This window comes from Halomonas sp. AOP7-E1-9 (genome assembly GCF_052376035.1).
In the GTDB taxonomy this organism is placed as follows: domain Bacteria; phylum Pseudomonadota; class Gammaproteobacteria; order Pseudomonadales; family Halomonadaceae; genus Vreelandella; species Vreelandella citrativorans.
Map to the genome: position 1 here is coordinate 1 of NZ_JBQSVC010000051.1, position 14,395 is coordinate 14,395.

12 protein-coding genes are annotated in these 14,395 nt (G+C 52.1%); 6 read left to right on the top strand and 6 right to left on the bottom strand.

What is annotated here, in order from left to right; genetic code table 11:
- Positions 1-206 precede the first annotated feature (206 nt).
- The 6 genes from ACT3R4_RS17400 to ACT3R4_RS17425 all read right to left on the bottom strand — a co-directional run bounded on the left by ACT3R4_RS17400 (position 207) and on the right by ACT3R4_RS17425 (position 8,482).
- Positions 207-1,079 carry a helix-turn-helix transcriptional regulator gene (locus ACT3R4_RS17400; RefSeq protein WP_496201250.1) on the bottom strand — a complete coding sequence of 291 codons (873 nt, stop codon included), beginning with the start codon at positions 1,077-1,079 and terminating at the stop codon, positions 207-209.
- Complete coding sequence (locus ACT3R4_RS17405) at positions 1,069-1,782, bottom strand: DUF7281 domain-containing protein (RefSeq protein ID WP_496201251.1); 714 nt, start codon at positions 1,780-1,782, stop codon at positions 1,069-1,071. The genes ACT3R4_RS17400 and ACT3R4_RS17405 overlap by 11 nt, the downstream gene beginning before the upstream one ends.
- 149 nt (positions 1,783-1,931) lie before the next feature.
- Complete coding sequence (locus ACT3R4_RS17410) at positions 1,932-3,260, bottom strand: hypothetical protein (RefSeq protein WP_496201252.1); 1,329 nt, start codon at positions 3,258-3,260, stop codon at positions 1,932-1,934.
- Positions 3,257-3,919, bottom strand: coding sequence for a hypothetical protein (locus ACT3R4_RS17415; protein WP_496201253.1), 663 nt, complete (start codon positions 3,917-3,919; stop codon positions 3,257-3,259). Before ACT3R4_RS17415 ends, ACT3R4_RS17410 begins: the two co-directional genes overlap by 4 nt.
- A 5-nt stretch (positions 3,920-3,924) precedes the next feature.
- Complete coding sequence (locus ACT3R4_RS17420) at positions 3,925-7,605, bottom strand: ATP-binding protein (protein WP_496201254.1); 3,681 nt, start codon at positions 7,603-7,605, stop codon at positions 3,925-3,927.
- A 250-nt stretch (positions 7,606-7,855) separates the two neighbouring features.
- Complete coding sequence (locus ACT3R4_RS17425; RefSeq protein WP_496201255.1) at positions 7,856-8,482, bottom strand: TOTE conflict system archaeo-eukaryotic primase domain-containing protein; 627 nt, start codon at positions 8,480-8,482, stop codon at positions 7,856-7,858.
- Positions 8,483-8,729: 247 nt separating this feature from the next.
- Here ACT3R4_RS17425 and ACT3R4_RS17430 point away from each other — a divergent pair, with 247 nt between their 5' ends.
- The 6 genes from ACT3R4_RS17430 to ACT3R4_RS17455 all read left to right on the top strand — a co-directional run.
- A complete protein-coding gene (locus ACT3R4_RS17430) occupies positions 8,730-8,966 on the top strand; it encodes a hypothetical protein (protein ID WP_496201256.1) in 237 nt (78 codons plus the stop codon).
- 47 nt (positions 8,967-9,013) lie between these two features.
- Positions 9,014-9,919: a 4Fe-4S dicluster domain-containing protein gene (locus ACT3R4_RS17435; protein WP_496201257.1), complete on the top strand. Its 906-nt coding sequence runs from the start codon at positions 9,014-9,016 to the stop codon at positions 9,917-9,919.
- Between the two features lie 184 nt (positions 9,920-10,103).
- Positions 10,104-11,366, top strand: a complete 1,263-nt coding sequence (locus tag ACT3R4_RS17440) for a CaiB/BaiF CoA transferase family protein (protein ID WP_496201258.1) — start codon at positions 10,104-10,106, stop codon at positions 11,364-11,366.
- On the top strand, positions 11,363-12,751 hold the full coding sequence (locus tag ACT3R4_RS17445; RefSeq protein ID WP_496201259.1) for an MmgE/PrpD family protein: 1,389 nt from the start codon (positions 11,363-11,365) through the stop codon (positions 12,749-12,751). Before ACT3R4_RS17440 ends, ACT3R4_RS17445 begins: the two co-directional genes overlap by 4 nt.
- 99 nt (positions 12,752-12,850) lie before the next feature.
- Positions 12,851-13,828 (top strand): Bug family tripartite tricarboxylate transporter substrate binding protein, encoded by a 978-nt coding sequence (locus tag ACT3R4_RS17450; protein WP_496201260.1) that lies wholly within the window; start codon positions 12,851-12,853, stop codon positions 13,826-13,828.
- Between the two features lie 131 nt (positions 13,829-13,959).
- A partial coding sequence (locus ACT3R4_RS17455) for a Bug family tripartite tricarboxylate transporter substrate binding protein (protein WP_496201261.1) occupies positions 13,960-14,395 on the top strand: 436 nt, incomplete at its 3' end.

Here is a 14,395-nt window from a genome sequence, read left to right on the forward strand (position 1 = left end):
GTGAACAGCCGTGGTTGTCAGTGATAGGCTGATGGGGAGCTTCCTATCTAGCTCTCTCAGAATACTCAACCAACCCTGACAGAGCGACTTTATGACCACTGCTAAACACCAAGCAACATCACTTCGCCCCAGGGCAGTTTCTCCACTTAATTCGTGTTGCGGGTGTCACAGACCGTAAAGTGCTGGCTCCGTCCCTCAGAAAGTTATTACTGCCGCCCGAACAAGGCGGTTAACACGCTTGATAGATTCCTGAGCACGAGCGGATTTTTCTTGGGAGTCAACTGATTATGGGCATTGAGATCTGGGTCAACCTGGTAGTTCTGCAAGGTGTAGTGGGCCATTGATCTGCGGCAGGTAACCTTCAGGACGCCGCTGGATAAGCCATAGTCGGCTTTGACTAGTAGTTTTTCACCTTCAGTTAATTCAGGGTTTGGCACCAGTTCAAGCTCGATCATTGAATGCCATTCAGAATCATCTTCCCCCAAGTGGCTATGCTCATCCTCAACGATGTTATAACTATCAAACCGGCCTAGATGGAAGTCCCGATAGCTGCAGGTGCGTTCGTCATAGGCTCTGCAATGCCAGCGTAAGCCAGAATGCGCCAGCGCATGCGGATGAATGCGTCGCTCCATGCCGTGCGGATGATTCCATGAGCGGTACCGAATATCCATCGGACGGTGGTAGCGGATTGCCTGTATCAGGAGACGAAATAGGTGTGGGTCAGGCTCAATATGAGGGCGTGGGCCTGAATCCAACCATCCTGGCGCGGAAGTAGCCTGAGGGAGAGCATCCGCACTAAAACGCCGTACAAATTCCATATACTCCCTGATCTGGCCAGACGTATAGCGGGGAGTAAAGCCAGGCAAAGGCTTGTAGGTTTTGGCCAGCGAGTCATAAACCACCTGTTCGCCGTGGTTCAAGCGATAGGCCTTAATATCCTTCGTCACGTTCTCTCGGCGGACATTGAACCGTGCACTGAGATCGGAGGCGTTACATGTGCCTTCCCACCACAGCAGAATCTCGAAGGCTCTATACCGATCATGGCGGGCAAACTCGTGAAAATCGGTTTTAGTGGTCATCGGGTCCTTCCTTCGGTAAGTCGATCCACGTGTGTCTGATGTTATGGGCAATCAAACGCTCCTGGGTGAAACTGGCTCTACGACGACCCAAATAATGTACCCACGGCGCGAGGACATCTGTGTATCCCTCACCACCCCGAAGCGCTTCCCATTGAAGGTGCTGATATCGGAAGTCCTGTGCACTCCCTTCCAAGTGTGAAAGCGCCTCCGGTTTGGGTAGTAGGAGGCTAGAGGCGCCGGAACTCAGCCCCATGCTCAGCCCTGAGGGGTCGAAATCCATATAGGCGGCCAGCGGGATACCGAAGGCGTCAACAGCTGTACACACCCACTGTTGGCCATAAGGGGCGTTCGGGTCTCCTCGGTAGACCGCTAGTATGCCGTCTCTGCAGTAGTCCCCCTGGACCTTGAACAGGGACTCAAAGGCCTGCTTATTCTCAACTAACAACAGGCACCGTGCGTCGATGTGTTGTATGTCGGCTTTGGGGATGGAAACGAAGGCTCCTTCCATGTAAGGGAGGGGCTGGCCATTTAGCTGGACGCCAGTGCCTAAAGCAGCGATCAGAATACGGCTGCTTGGCCCCGGGGCGGGTGCCGTTTTCTCGTTGGTGACATGGCGGGCAATGTCGATACGATCTCCATTGAATTTCGAGATCGGCGTCATCCAGTTAACGCCTTCATTTTTTAACCACTCCCGTAGTGCCATCCTTGTTGGCCTATCAATCCGGTAGTGATGCCCGACTATTTGCCCCAGTCCACGCTCGGCGAGGACCTTGAAGCTGCCATTAACCGGAAATTGAGTCTTTGTGGATTGGGCGACTTTTAAAGCCTGTTTCAGCAAGCTGCGATTCAGCTTCATGTTGATAATGCCGTTTTGCGAGCCTTGCGATCGGAGATTAATGAGGCAACGTCCCGCTGAACCATGTGAGCGGGATACAGATAGATATCCAACAGGTCGTGGGTACCGGAAAGCGAATGCCGCGCGTAAGCATCGATATACACGCTGGCGTAATCGCTGGTCTTGCCGCCAGTGGGTGTGGCCGGGTCAGAATCCATATAGAGCGCAAGCCCATACAGCCATTCACTTGTGTCCAGATCAGCCACATCCTGCGGTTTCTCCTCTCGCTCCCAGAACCGGACAGCGGAAACGGGTGCCTGAGCATTATGACATTGAGCCAGCAACCTCAATACCAAATGGTCAAGGGAGGCAATCTGCGTCTCTTGTTCAAACTGCTCGGCGCTACGCAGGCTCGAATCACTCCGCTGCACCTTGGGCTTCAGGTATTTCAGGGATTCGCTTAGCTTGCCGACCAGTTCGCCGCATGCTTCTTCCACGCTGCTATCAGACAGGTCAGGCGCGGCTATAAGGGGCAAAGGACTAATCATCCTTAAATAAGGGTGCTGATCCAGGGCATCCCATGTGTTAAGCGCCTCAAAACCAGGGCTTTGCCTGAGGTGATCTGCGACGGCTCGAATCTTACGGGTGCGGGCTTCCAGTTCCCGAACGCGGAAAAGGTTGTCCCGGATGGTGTTTTGGGTTCTGGTAATCCGGTCGATGACCTCCATGCAGCGGATATCAAGGTTGCCGATAAACGCCATGACGTCCTGGTCAAGTGTAAAGGGCTCCTCATATAGCCCGTTGCGCATCTGATGGTAACTCTCTACCAGCTGGGTCAACTGGCGATTGTACATTTCATTCTCGCGGTTTCTTATCTCGGGGTTACGCTGCATCCCGTAGCTGCTGGTTACTCGGTTGTAGATAGCTGTCGAGCTGTCATCCAGGATGTCGTACATCGATAGCAGGTGTTGTTCCACTTCGTCATGCGCTTGTGCAAGATCCTCAATCCGTGAAGACATCTTGACGTCCTGGAGCTGTCGCATGGCGATTTCGGCCGCTTGCAGCTCTGAGTTCAAGTCGGTGTTGATCGCCGCAATACGGTTTTTGCGCAGAGCGCCATCAAACACTTTTTGAAGCTTCTGGTTTAGCCTCAATCCCGAGTAGCCTTCCCGGCGCAAGAGGTGGGCCTTAATGAGCGGCTCTATCTTAGCCATTGACTGGTCATCAATATCAATGCCACTGCGCTCGTAAGCGCCAACAACGTGCTCGCGAGCGCTGTAGAGTTGCTTCAGCAAGTCGAGCAAGGGATGGTTGTCGCCCGGTTCTTGAAATCCGCTCTTTCTCATGTGATCCCCCCTTGGCGAGGGGACGGATTCTCTCTCTCAGCGTCGAACAGCTTTTCATTTTCGCCAATGAAGATGATCACGTCCTGAATCAACTCAATCCGAGCGGTCACCTGATAAATGCTGTGTTTGCTATTGGCTTCTACCAACAAGCCATCTTTGACCAGTCGTTGGAACAAGCCTTCAAGCTGCTCCTTAACGGCGCTGTGCTTTTTGGAAGAAGAGAGATCGCTGAGCTGCGCTTGCAAGCTAGGGCTTTGGCTGACCTGGTTGAGAAAGTCGTGGAAGCGAAGCTCCTCGCCGGCCACCATCGCCATATCGGCATGGAGCGTGTTCATGAGCACTTCAAGCATGCGAACGTAAAAGCGCAGGTCTTTCATGACGCGAGTGAATATGCCGCGAGCAACCGCTTTAACGGTTGAGTCAAAGCCTTGGTACACCAGATAGTGGCCGTTTCCGGAGCTGGTTTCCGCCAACTCCATGCCAAGGTCGTCAACCCAGGCATTGATCTTCTCCTGAATATCCTCCCGTTCGAGTAGACGGGCTTCGGTCGGGAACGACCACGGGCATATCACGGCTCCCCCAATCAGAGCGGTCACCAGACTTCGGTAAGTATCGGGGCGACCACTCGCATTTTTCGTCGTAGCTAATGTTGCTTGCATGGTCATTACTCCGCTGTGGCCGTAAGGAAGGGGTTGGCTGATGCGTCTGACCGCACCGGAGGCATCGTCCAGCGGACAAAGCGAAGGCCACCTTTGTATGGCTCCAGCTTGTAGACCCGATTAAACATCCCAAGCTCCCGATCCTCCATGTCAGGACATGCGGTCACCAGACTAATATCATGCTGTCCCAGTAGTTCGAGGAGGGCACGCTTGTTGTCATTGTCGAACGCTCTCAATTCATCGAGTGCCCATGTGAGGTGTACCGGCTGTTTTTTGCGCTGCATGTCGACAAACCCGAGGAACACGACGATCAATACTAGATAGGTCAAGCCGTTGGATGAAACACTCGCGTCTCCAGCAAGATCCTTGTTCCCGGTAATGGTTTTCGGGTTACCGTTTTCAACGATTGTGCATCTGAATTGAATCAGGCGCCAAAGGTCTTCAACCGACACGTTGGCGCGAGACACCTCAAAAGTGTCGAGGTAGTTTCTTAGGGTTAATATCAGGTCTTCGTTTGGCATGCTGTTGAGGCCTGATTCATCCCGCCAGGCTCGGACGCCATCCGCCAGTGCCTTGATGTCCTTCCAGTAGTCCAGCTCATCGAGCGCAAAGGAGACGGTTGGCTCGATACTCGTCAGGCTTTCAAAGGTCAGGGATTGGGTAACGTGCTCCGATAGCTCGCGGTTAAAACGGCGTATGCGTTGGTCAAAGTTCTCCATGGCCTGGCGGTAGATATCAATTTGATCAAGGTTGCCAAACCCCTTCACGAGGGAATCATGAACCTTCTCGTGCTTGCCGCCGTTGTAGTAGTCGACCGCCGCCTTGGCTCGCTTTATCGTGCGCTCGTCGGAATCATCCCCGCCTGATCCCGCTTCGTGCCAGTATTGTGCGCTGGGCGTGAGGGGGTATCGCTCAAAAACCGTGGCAATCTCATCGCTGAGCTTTTTCATATCCTTGAGCAGCCCGACCGCTTTAGTGCCCCATTTCACGTACTCGTCAATCAGCTGTTGAGGTGCCATCTCCCGATACAGCGCCAGCGTGCTGTCGTTCTCGCTCACCGACAACTCCGAGTCTTCTGACAGGCTCAGAACGCGAATATCGAGCTCATTGAGATTGGATTCATCGATGGCTTTCTTGCGCTTAGCTTCTTTAATCTTGTTGTCGAGCGTCAAACGTTCATTTTCCCAGGCGTTGCTCAGCTGACTCTGCGTAGTGACATGCTGGCTTTTAGCCTTATCAAGGCTTGAAATCTCGTCTCTAAGGTCGCTCAGTGACGCATATTCCTTCTTCATAAAGGTTTGATAGCTCAAGATGGCCACTTGCTTGTCTTGGATCTGGCCAATTTCCTTGGACAGTTTGTCAATTCGGGTCTGTAGCGTTTGAAGTTCTTTCGGGTCGATGCCCACACCGGACAGTTTCTGGTCAAGCTGGCGCTCCAAGCGTCTAACATCTTCGCCCCGTTCGTTAGCTGTCTCTTCAATTTCGAGCTTGATTTCGGCGAGGCGTTCGTCGTGTTCTTTGTCGAAGTCTTCCAGCGCTTGCTGGTGCGATGTCGCTAACGCATCGACTGCTTGGGCATGTGCTGTTTTGAGGTCTGCCAAAGAGGTTTGAGCCTGCTGATGTGCAGCTTTAGCATCTGCAAGCTGGGTATCCAGTTTTAGCCCAGCCTCCCGGATGGATTGCTTAACTTGGTGCTTGATGTCACTAAGCATATCTCGCGCACCGTCGCGCTGAGTACGGGCTTGTTTAAACGCCCGCTTGGCGGTTTCAAGTCGGTGCTTTGCATCTTGCTGGCGCTTGTTGGCTGTGTTCAGGACCTTTTCGGCCGCAGAACACTCTTTCTCCGCGTTTTCTAACGTCTGTAACAATTCCTCACATCGCGCCGATAAGGCAGCAGGCGTCAGCTCCTGTTCGGGAAGCTTCGATAAATCGATATTGATGCCAAACAGATTACGGGCCTCGGGGTATTCCTCGTCAATGGAAGGGGAAAGGTTTTTCCGGAGAATGTCGGGCTGCAATATTCGGCCAAGGGTGTCCTCCCAACCCGGTCTATGTTCGTTGAGAAAATAAATCAGCGAATCTTCGTTGCCATCAATTAGTCCCTGGACATCCTGTAGCTCGACTTCAACGGTTTCAACGAAATTTCGAGCTTTTTCGAACCGCTGATCAACAACGTCGTATTGATGGCGAGCGTTTCGATAGGCCTCGTCGGCATTGCCGTTCTCGTCTTGCGCCTTTTCAAAGAACTCTTGTGCCTCATCATAGCCATCCTGTGCCACTTCAAACTGTCGCGCTAATTCTGGTGAGGGCTTAGGGTTGGCTCGGCGCTCTTCTAGGCGCCCGACCAGACTATCCGTCTCATTCAAGTCTTGTTGCTGATCAGATAATGCTGACTGGTGATCTTGGTTTTGTAGCCTGACCTCTGAAGCCTGACGTGACGTCAGTTCGTTTCGCTGGCCTTGGTAATCGGCATTGAACTTTTCGCGTTTGCTGATCAGCGATTTTGTTCTCTCTTCCGCTCGCCGAGTAACCTGGTCAATCTGTTCCAAGATAGGTCTACGGATTTGCTCGGTTGCGCTAGATAGGGCCTGATATTGCTGGCGAAGGTCCGATAGTTCGTCTTTCTTTGACCCGAGCTTGCTAAGCTTCTCTTCCCAGGCAGGGAAGTTTTGCTCCTGGTAGACATTGTATTCCCGCTCAATACGGTTGACTTCGGCGTTTTTCGGCCCCCGCTTATCATCAATGTTCTGAATCAGGCGCTTTAGTTCTGAAAGTTCGTTCTGGTATGCCGTTTCCTTTTCCTCAATCAGGTCATTCGAGGAAGTGATATCCCGTTCATGGTGGTGTATTTGGATCTTTAGGTCGGAATACAGCCCTTTGGCGGCGACAACGCTGGCCGATAGTTTTCGCCGGGCAACTTGTTGTTCTTCAAGGGTGTTCGCGAGAGCGTCCGCTTTGGGCTTAATCTTCTGCAGAGCTTGATAGGCATCGTATTGAATCAGCGTGGTTGTCAGGTGGTCACGGTGGGGAGAAAAATTCTTGAGGATTTTCCTGGATTCCTCATCGAGTTTCTCCATTGCGTATTCTTGAATGACTTTGGATAGATCCGCGAATTGTGCATCTCGTTTAAACATGCCGGTAAACAGGGGCGTAAGCTGGGACATCCGGCTGTTTCGTGGGCACATGCTGAAGTGATAGGCCTTCGGTACGGTCCCATCAAGGAGCACCTGGCGATACTGCTGCGTTGTCTCAACGAGTTGGTAGTGAAGGTTTGCTGAGTTTACCCGGGTGAGCAGTGAGTGGGCGGGGTGGATAATCCCTTGCTCAGTATCCATGAAGAGATCTTCACGGTAGCTTGAGTCGATGAAGATGTGCCGGTGCCGGGATTCGTTGGCTCGGTTGCAAAAAACAGCCATCCGAGGCTCGCCATGGCTCATGTACTCAAACACAATGTATGACCCGGTGCGGCTAAGATAGAATTCATTGAAACTCAGATTGCCATTGCCTGAAGCCATCACCAGACGACGGGGGCTTTCACCGTAGAAGATTGGAATTAGTCGTAGAAAGCTTGTTTTACCTTTGCCGTTCCTACCGCTGATATTGGTGTGCCCTGTGACATCTAGTTCTGACGCCATGCCTTCCACATAACTGTCGATAAGAACGATACGTTTTAATCCGTAATCCATGCCGGCACACCCTTAGGTCTTAAATTGAGTAAATGAATATAGCCACAATACATCTGTGGTGTAACATCTCATAGGTGGGAATTTATGCAGTATTAATTTGGTTATTCTCTCCAGCGGATTACTTTTGCAGAGCGCCCCTATTCGCTCTCGTTAAAGCTTGCGCTGTGGCTAGACGTCTCGTTGGGGCATTTGTTCGGTAACACAGAGGAAGCGCCTGGCTCAGATTCACCGCGATCCACTGCAGTGGAGCTCAAATGGCTTTATCCAGCAACTTGAACCCCAACGTCCTCGCTGACCAAGCCGGAACGGCTTCTGAAAAGAATATCCACAGATGGGCACCCGCACCAGAGCGAGAGATCTCAACAAGATAAGGAATATCTTCATCACGACAAGCCTGAGCTAGCGCACGGCCATCTGCTTTCCAGTTCTCTTTATCAAAATCTACTGCCAATAAATAGCAGGAGCTATCCGGTAGTAAAGGGTAAAGGCCAACCACCGGCTTGCCCGACAGATGGTCGTATACTGCACTGAAGTCCAGTGATTTGAACTTTCTGTGGGGACATTCCCCGCACTTGATCTGGGGTTTCTGACAGAGCCCTGGGGCCCATTCGTTTTCACAGGCAACGGCATAGCCGGAACGGCCGCCGGAATTCTGCCAGCTAATCGCATAGACATCCTGCCTGCCACGAAAAAGGTTCCGGAACAGTCTGGTTTTTTGATCGGGGGTTAGCAGCGGTACTGGAGGTCGGTGCGCAGCATGATGCAGCTCGCTCTTCCGGGAAAGAAGGGCGGCCTTTTCCTTCTCAAGCGCTGATAATCTCAGCTCAATAGCAGCGAGTTCTTGATCTGCTCGGATACCTACCTCGTGCTCAGTCAAACCGTTTGATCTCACGGTTTAGCGGATCAGAAAAGCTTATACACTCTAGTTCATCGTCAGCACTTGCGTTAAAGCACTTTTAGTTTCATTTGGGCTTATTTGGCATTGGTCGTGCATTAGGTCGAAACCCTATGCGTAAGGCGATAGTCTGGTCAACAATGATTAAGTAAGCTTGCGGGAGTCACTCTTTATTCCACATAAAGTATAGCTGGCAGCACAGCACAGCACAGCAGCAGGGGTAGTTATTATGGCGTTTTCATCGAATGATGGTTCAAGTCTGCTGGCGCATATGTTGCCGGCGACGGCCCTCTTGTTTGATAACAGCGGCGCAGTTGTCTCCCTGTTCGATGATCAGGACCGGTTGATCTGCACCACCGGTAGTGGACAAGGTTCTACAGGCTATCTGTTCGAAGTCATCAAGGAGGTGTTGAAACTGAAGGAAACGGCATTAGGTAGATGGCGTTTACTATTCAATCTACCTTAAAACCAATAATTAGAAACACTCTGGGTCAATTTGCAGCGTGAGTCGTCTTGGATCGCGGGGGGGCAGGGCCATACGCCCGCCACGGGTATTGCGTAGCATTATGCTGGGTTGTCCGCACGTATGGCCGGTGTGAGTTTCTTCAATTTCTCTCAGATACTGCCTTAAGCGCGGCCAATGCCGGTTGGCTCCGCCATCAGGTATGCCTGCATATGTGCCCCTATGCGCGTTTTCAGTCGGCGATGTTCGACGCCAATACGCTAATTGTTTCTTACGATGCCGCCCGCGGTGAGCCACGCCGCGACCCTTCTCAAAAGGGCGCTGAGGCAACTCGAACCGGTGACTGTATCGACTGCGAACTCTGCGTTCAGGTATGCCCCACCGGTATCGACATTCGTGATGGGCTGCAGTACGAGTGTATTGGCTGCGCGGCGTGTATCGATGCCTGCAACAGCGTTATGGCGCGTATCGATAAACCGAGTGGCCTGATTCGTTACACCACGGAGCGTTCGTTAGAGGGTAAAACGACGCGTTTCTGGCGCCCCCAGCTGTTGGCTTATACGGTGGCTTTACTCTCTATGGTGGTGCTGTTAGTCGGTTTCTTGAACGCCCGGGTGCCAATTGATGTAGAGATTGCCCGCGACCGTCAGGCACTGTTTGAAAGCACGGCCGAGGGCCGAGTTATCAATTACTACAACGTGACGCTGCGCAGTCAAGATAGCCAACCCCATCGTTACGCGGTTTCAGCCGCGGGGTTGCCAGGACTTCGCCTGCAGGGAGTGGATACCATCGAGGTGGCGGCGTTTGAAACACGTAGCCTCCGTCTCGCACTCACCGCCGATGGAGATGATTTGTCATCCCCCAGTCATCCCATCGAACTGCGCTTCATCGCCTTAGATGATCCTTCCATAACGAAGTCCAGTGAAACACGTTTCCTGGGGCCTTTCAGAGAATGATGTCGGACTAAAAAATTACGCCCCTTGATAATTCAGCAACTGGGGGCGTAACAACCATTTGTTAAGCGTCACCTGATGTTTTGTCAGTACACAGGTCCACTTTCTTTATGCATTGTTAATGGAAGATAAGTCGGCAGGGTGTTGCTGCTGTTTAACAATAATGAATAAGTGGATTGAGGTTGTTATGTCTTCCCCGTTTGAAAACATCCGTGTTGTTGATGCTACCCACGTATTAGCTGGCCCTTTCGCCACCTACCAAATGGCTGTACTGGGTGCCGACGTGATCAAGGTTGAATCGCCTAGCGACCCAGACCAAGCACGAATGCAAGGGTCGGACCGAGCGCTGAATGACCAGGGGCTAGGTACTGCTTTTATGTCCCAAGCCAGCAATAAAAAAGCCGTGGCGATTGATTTCAAGAATCCCCAGGGGCGTGAGGCGTTAAAGAAGTTACTCGCCACCGCAGATGTATTTGTCGAAAACTATCGGCCAGGGGCGTTAGAGAAACTGGGGCTGGGTTACGACGACCTGAAACTGCTCAACCCTAAGCTGATCTACTGCTCCATCTCCGCCTTTGGCAGCACCGGCCCGCGCCGGGAGCTCACTGCTTACGATAATGTTATTCAAGCCTATTCGGGCATGATGGCAATGACGGGCGACCACCATACTGGCCCGCTTAAAAGCGGCGCGCCGGTGGTGGATTATGCCACCGGCACCACGGCTGCGTTTGCCATCTCAACGGCTCTGTTCCAACGTGAGCGCAACGGCGGTAACGGTCAGTTTGTGGATGTATCCATGTCCGATACGGCTCTAATGCTCGCCAGCCCCTATTTAACGGCGTTGCTTTGGAACGGTAAAAAACCAGAACCCAAAGGCAATACCTTTCCCTTTGCCACCATTGGCTGCTACCAAGCGTCTGATCAGCCGTTAATGATTGCCGCCTCTAACTTAACTCAGCAAAAACGCTTGTGGACGGCCTTGGGCAGGGAGGACATGATTAAACAGAATAATAATCAACGCCTTGATAGTCACTCAGAGGAAACAAAAGTCATTGCTGAGATCATTAGCACCATGACCGCTGATTATTGGGAGTCCTTTTTACAGAAGCGGCGGATTCCCGCTTCGCGTATCCGGAAGTTAGAAGAAACACTGCATGATCCACATGTTCATTCAAGGGGCGTCTTGCATGCTCAGCCGCTTAGCTCAGACCTAAAGCAAGCGCTTACTGTTCCAGTGTCAGCGTTTTGTATGTCCGAGGGCACCCGTGGCATTACCTCACCACCGCAAAAAGTGGGTGCGCAAACTGCCGAGGTACTTATGAGCCTAGGCTATTCAAAGCAGGATTTAGCGGCTCTCATCGCCGATGGCGCCATAAGCGGGCCTTTACAGAGTAGCGCTGATGTAGAGATAGGCGTTGGCGCAGAGAGCAACTCAGGAGGCCAGCTTTGAATAACACTATGCCCAACCCGCTTGAACGCTTGGCCCAGGCTGCTTATCACTGGAACACCCGCCTGCTGAATGCTGAGACAGATTGGGCCGCTCGTCGGGCACTACTGGATTGGTTCGCCACGACGCTGCCGGGGTGCAACCAAGCGCCTGCTACGCTGCTATCAGAAGCCTTTTCCTCAACTCGTGGAGAGGGCGGCGCGGTCTGTTATGTGGATGGGCGCCTCGGTTCGCCACGTTATGCCGCTTTGTTAAATGCCACAGCTAGCCACACCGTTGAGTTCGACGACATCTTCAAGGATGGCGGCTATCACCCCGGTAGTTCAACGATTGCGGCGGCATTGGCCGTTGCACAAGATATTCGATCAACCCGTGAGCAGCTTCATCGGGCCATTATTGGCGGGTATGAAGTGGGCTGCCGCATTTCCCTCGCTATCCAGCCCAGCCACTACCGCTTCTGGCACACCTCTGCCACGGTGGGCACCATAGGGGCGGCGGTTGCCACCGCGATGCTGCTCGATGCCACTGCAGCACAAATTGGTCACGCTATTGGGTTGGCCAGTAGTTTTGCCGGTGGTCATCAGCAGAACTTGCAGGGCGAGGGCATGGCGAAGCCACTGCATGCTGGGCATGCCGCCGATGCAGGATTATTGGCGGGAATGGCGGCGGCGAAAGGGGTAACCGCATCGCTGGACAGCCTGCATGCCAACAAAGGATTTGCAGCTGCCACCAGCGATTCCACTGGCGACTGGGAAGCAGCGCTGGAAGGTATCGGTGATTGGACGCCGATTACTCGCATGACGGTGAAAAACCACGGCTGCTGCGGGCATATTTTCCCCGCGCTGGATGGCTTGAAAGCGCTGCAAACCACCGCCTCAATAACGCCGGAAACCATTGAATCCATTCATATCGAAGGGTATGGCGCGACCTATTCGATGTGCAATCGTCCAACGCCTTCCACGGCCCAAGAAGCGCGTTTCAGCATTCAATACTGTATTGCCGCTTTCTTGGTGCTGGGCAAGGTTAGGCTGCAAGCCTTTGAGCCGCCCGTGCTGGAGGATGACCGCATTCGCGCCTTAATGCCCAAGGTGAGTGTCGCAGAGCGTGCGGACCTTGCGGCCCGATACCCCCGTCAGCGGATGGCCAATATTATCGTCACCACCGTTGATGGAAACACCTATCAACATTTACAGGAGACCCGCAAAGGCGATCCCGAGGATCCATTGAGTGATCCTGAGCTATTTGAGAAATATCAGGAATTAGTTAGCGGCGTGCTATCACTTTCTGACCGTCAATCCCTCCAAAAGACTGTGATGGCAAGCGACGAGCTACCAGGTTCTGTCCCGTTACTGAATTCTCTAGATGTCCTTAAAAGTGACAGACAATAAGTTAACCAACACCCAATGTATCGTTGGTGGTCGATAACCTGGAGCTATGCCAGTATCACTAAAGTGGTTATCACAATTATAAATAATGAGGTGCTTACTATGCGTTATAAGCTAAATGCTCGCCGTCAATTACTGGCTGGCGCCGCATTAATATCGTTGGCTTTACCATTTTCTACTGTGAGCGCAAGTGATGATAGTTGGCCGCAGGGCCCTGTCAGTTTCATTATGCATACTCAGGCGGGCGGTTCAGCAGATGTTTTCATAAGAACCTTGGCCGAGTCATTAGAACCACAAATTGGCCAGCCGATTGTGGTTATTAATTCTCCTGGCGGTGGTGGCGCTACGCAAATGTCGCGCCTTAAGAGCGCAGCGCCAGATGGTTTAACACTTGGTATTAATACGCTATCTCACTTTACAGGAATGCTGACAAACTTAAACGGCGTTTTTGCACTGGATGATTTTTCCTGGATTGCCTCTACTCAAGAAGATGTACATGTTGTTTTTACAAAGCATCAATCAGAAATAGATAGTATTGAGTCGTTGATTGACAGTGCTAAAGAGGGAGAAGGGAAAGTCAGTATCGGTGGGTTTGGGCCACGAGGTTCAACACAGAATATCGCCATTTCAATGCTGGAAAGTGCGACGGATGTGAATTTTGAGTGGATCGCCTATAACGGTACGCCCGATATTATTGCGGCGGTGATGGGCGGGCATGTAGATGTGGGTGTCTCTAATCTTAGTGCTTTAAACTCGTTTTTTGATGCAGAACGTATTCAAGGGCTTGGTGTTATCGCCGATGAGCGGCTAACAAACCTCCCCGATGTTCCCACCTTTGCCGAAAAAGGCATTGATGTAGACACTAGTTGGTTACAAGTCCGGGGTGTGTTTGGGCCAGCAGGTATCCCCATCGAAACGCAGCAACAAATTGCCGATGCTTTTCATAAGGCCATGAAGACAGAACATTATCAAACCTATGCACGTAATTCAGGCATTGCGGACTCTTGGATGGGGCCTGAAGCGTACACCGAGTTTGCATCACGAATTAGTGAGGTAGCTAGGGTTGAGTTAGGCCAGTAGGTTTGAAAGTTGATGGTTTTTAATGTTGCTAACGAAGCGTTATGAATTAACGACGCGCCTTGGACGGCAATAGAGTTCGAAGTTGTTTTTAATAACGCTATAAAAATAGCTATAAAAAGAGGTGCATGCCCATGTTTGCTAAAAAAAGAAACGCACTATCTAAGGTGTTAGTCAGTGCTGCCACCATCTCGATGATGGCGACTGGCTCCATCGCTACTGCCAGTGACGACCAGTGGCCCCAGGACACCGTTCGCGTGATTATGCACACCAAGGCGGGTGGCTCTTCTGATGTGTTTATGCGCACACTCGCTGAGTCACTGGAGCCTCAAATAGGCCAGTCGATCGCCGTGGTCAATTCACCCGGGGGTGGTGGTGCCAGCCAAATGTCGCGGGTGCGTTCTGCAGCGCCTGACGGTCTGACGCTGGCGGTGAATACCCTGTCGCACTTCACCGGTATGCTCACGAATTTAAAGGGCGTGTTCTCCATTGATGACTTTAGCTGGATTGCGACCGCGCAGTCTGATCCTAACTTGATCTGGACTCGCACCGATTCGCCGCTAGGTGATT

Bases quoted from the DNA above. Each gene is read 5' to 3' on its own strand.
- ACT3R4_RS17400 (WP_496201250.1), bottom strand. From the start codon at position 1,079: ATGACCACTAAAACCGATTTTCACGAGTTTGCCCGCCATGATCGGTAT.
- ACT3R4_RS17405 (WP_496201251.1), bottom strand. From the start codon at position 1,782: ATGGCACTACGGGAGTGGTTAAAAAATGAAGGCGTTAACTGGATGACG.
- ACT3R4_RS17410 (WP_496201252.1), bottom strand. From the start codon at position 3,260: ATGAGAAAGAGCGGATTTCAAGAACCGGGCGACAACCATCCCTTGCTC.
- ACT3R4_RS17415 (WP_496201253.1), bottom strand. From the start codon at position 3,919: ATGCAAGCAACATTAGCTACGACGAAAAATGCGAGTGGTCGCCCCGAT.
- ACT3R4_RS17420 (WP_496201254.1), bottom strand. From the start codon at position 7,605: ATGGATTACGGATTAAAACGTATCGTTCTTATCGACAGTTATGTGGAA.
- ACT3R4_RS17430 (WP_496201256.1), top strand. From the start codon at position 8,730: ATGGCGTTTTCATCGAATGATGGTTCAAGTCTGCTGGCGCATATGTTG.
- ACT3R4_RS17440 (WP_496201258.1), top strand. From the start codon at position 10,104: ATGTCTTCCCCGTTTGAAAACATCCGTGTTGTTGATGCTACCCACGTA.
- ACT3R4_RS17450 (WP_496201260.1), top strand. From the start codon at position 12,851: ATGCGTTATAAGCTAAATGCTCGCCGTCAATTACTGGCTGGCGCCGCA.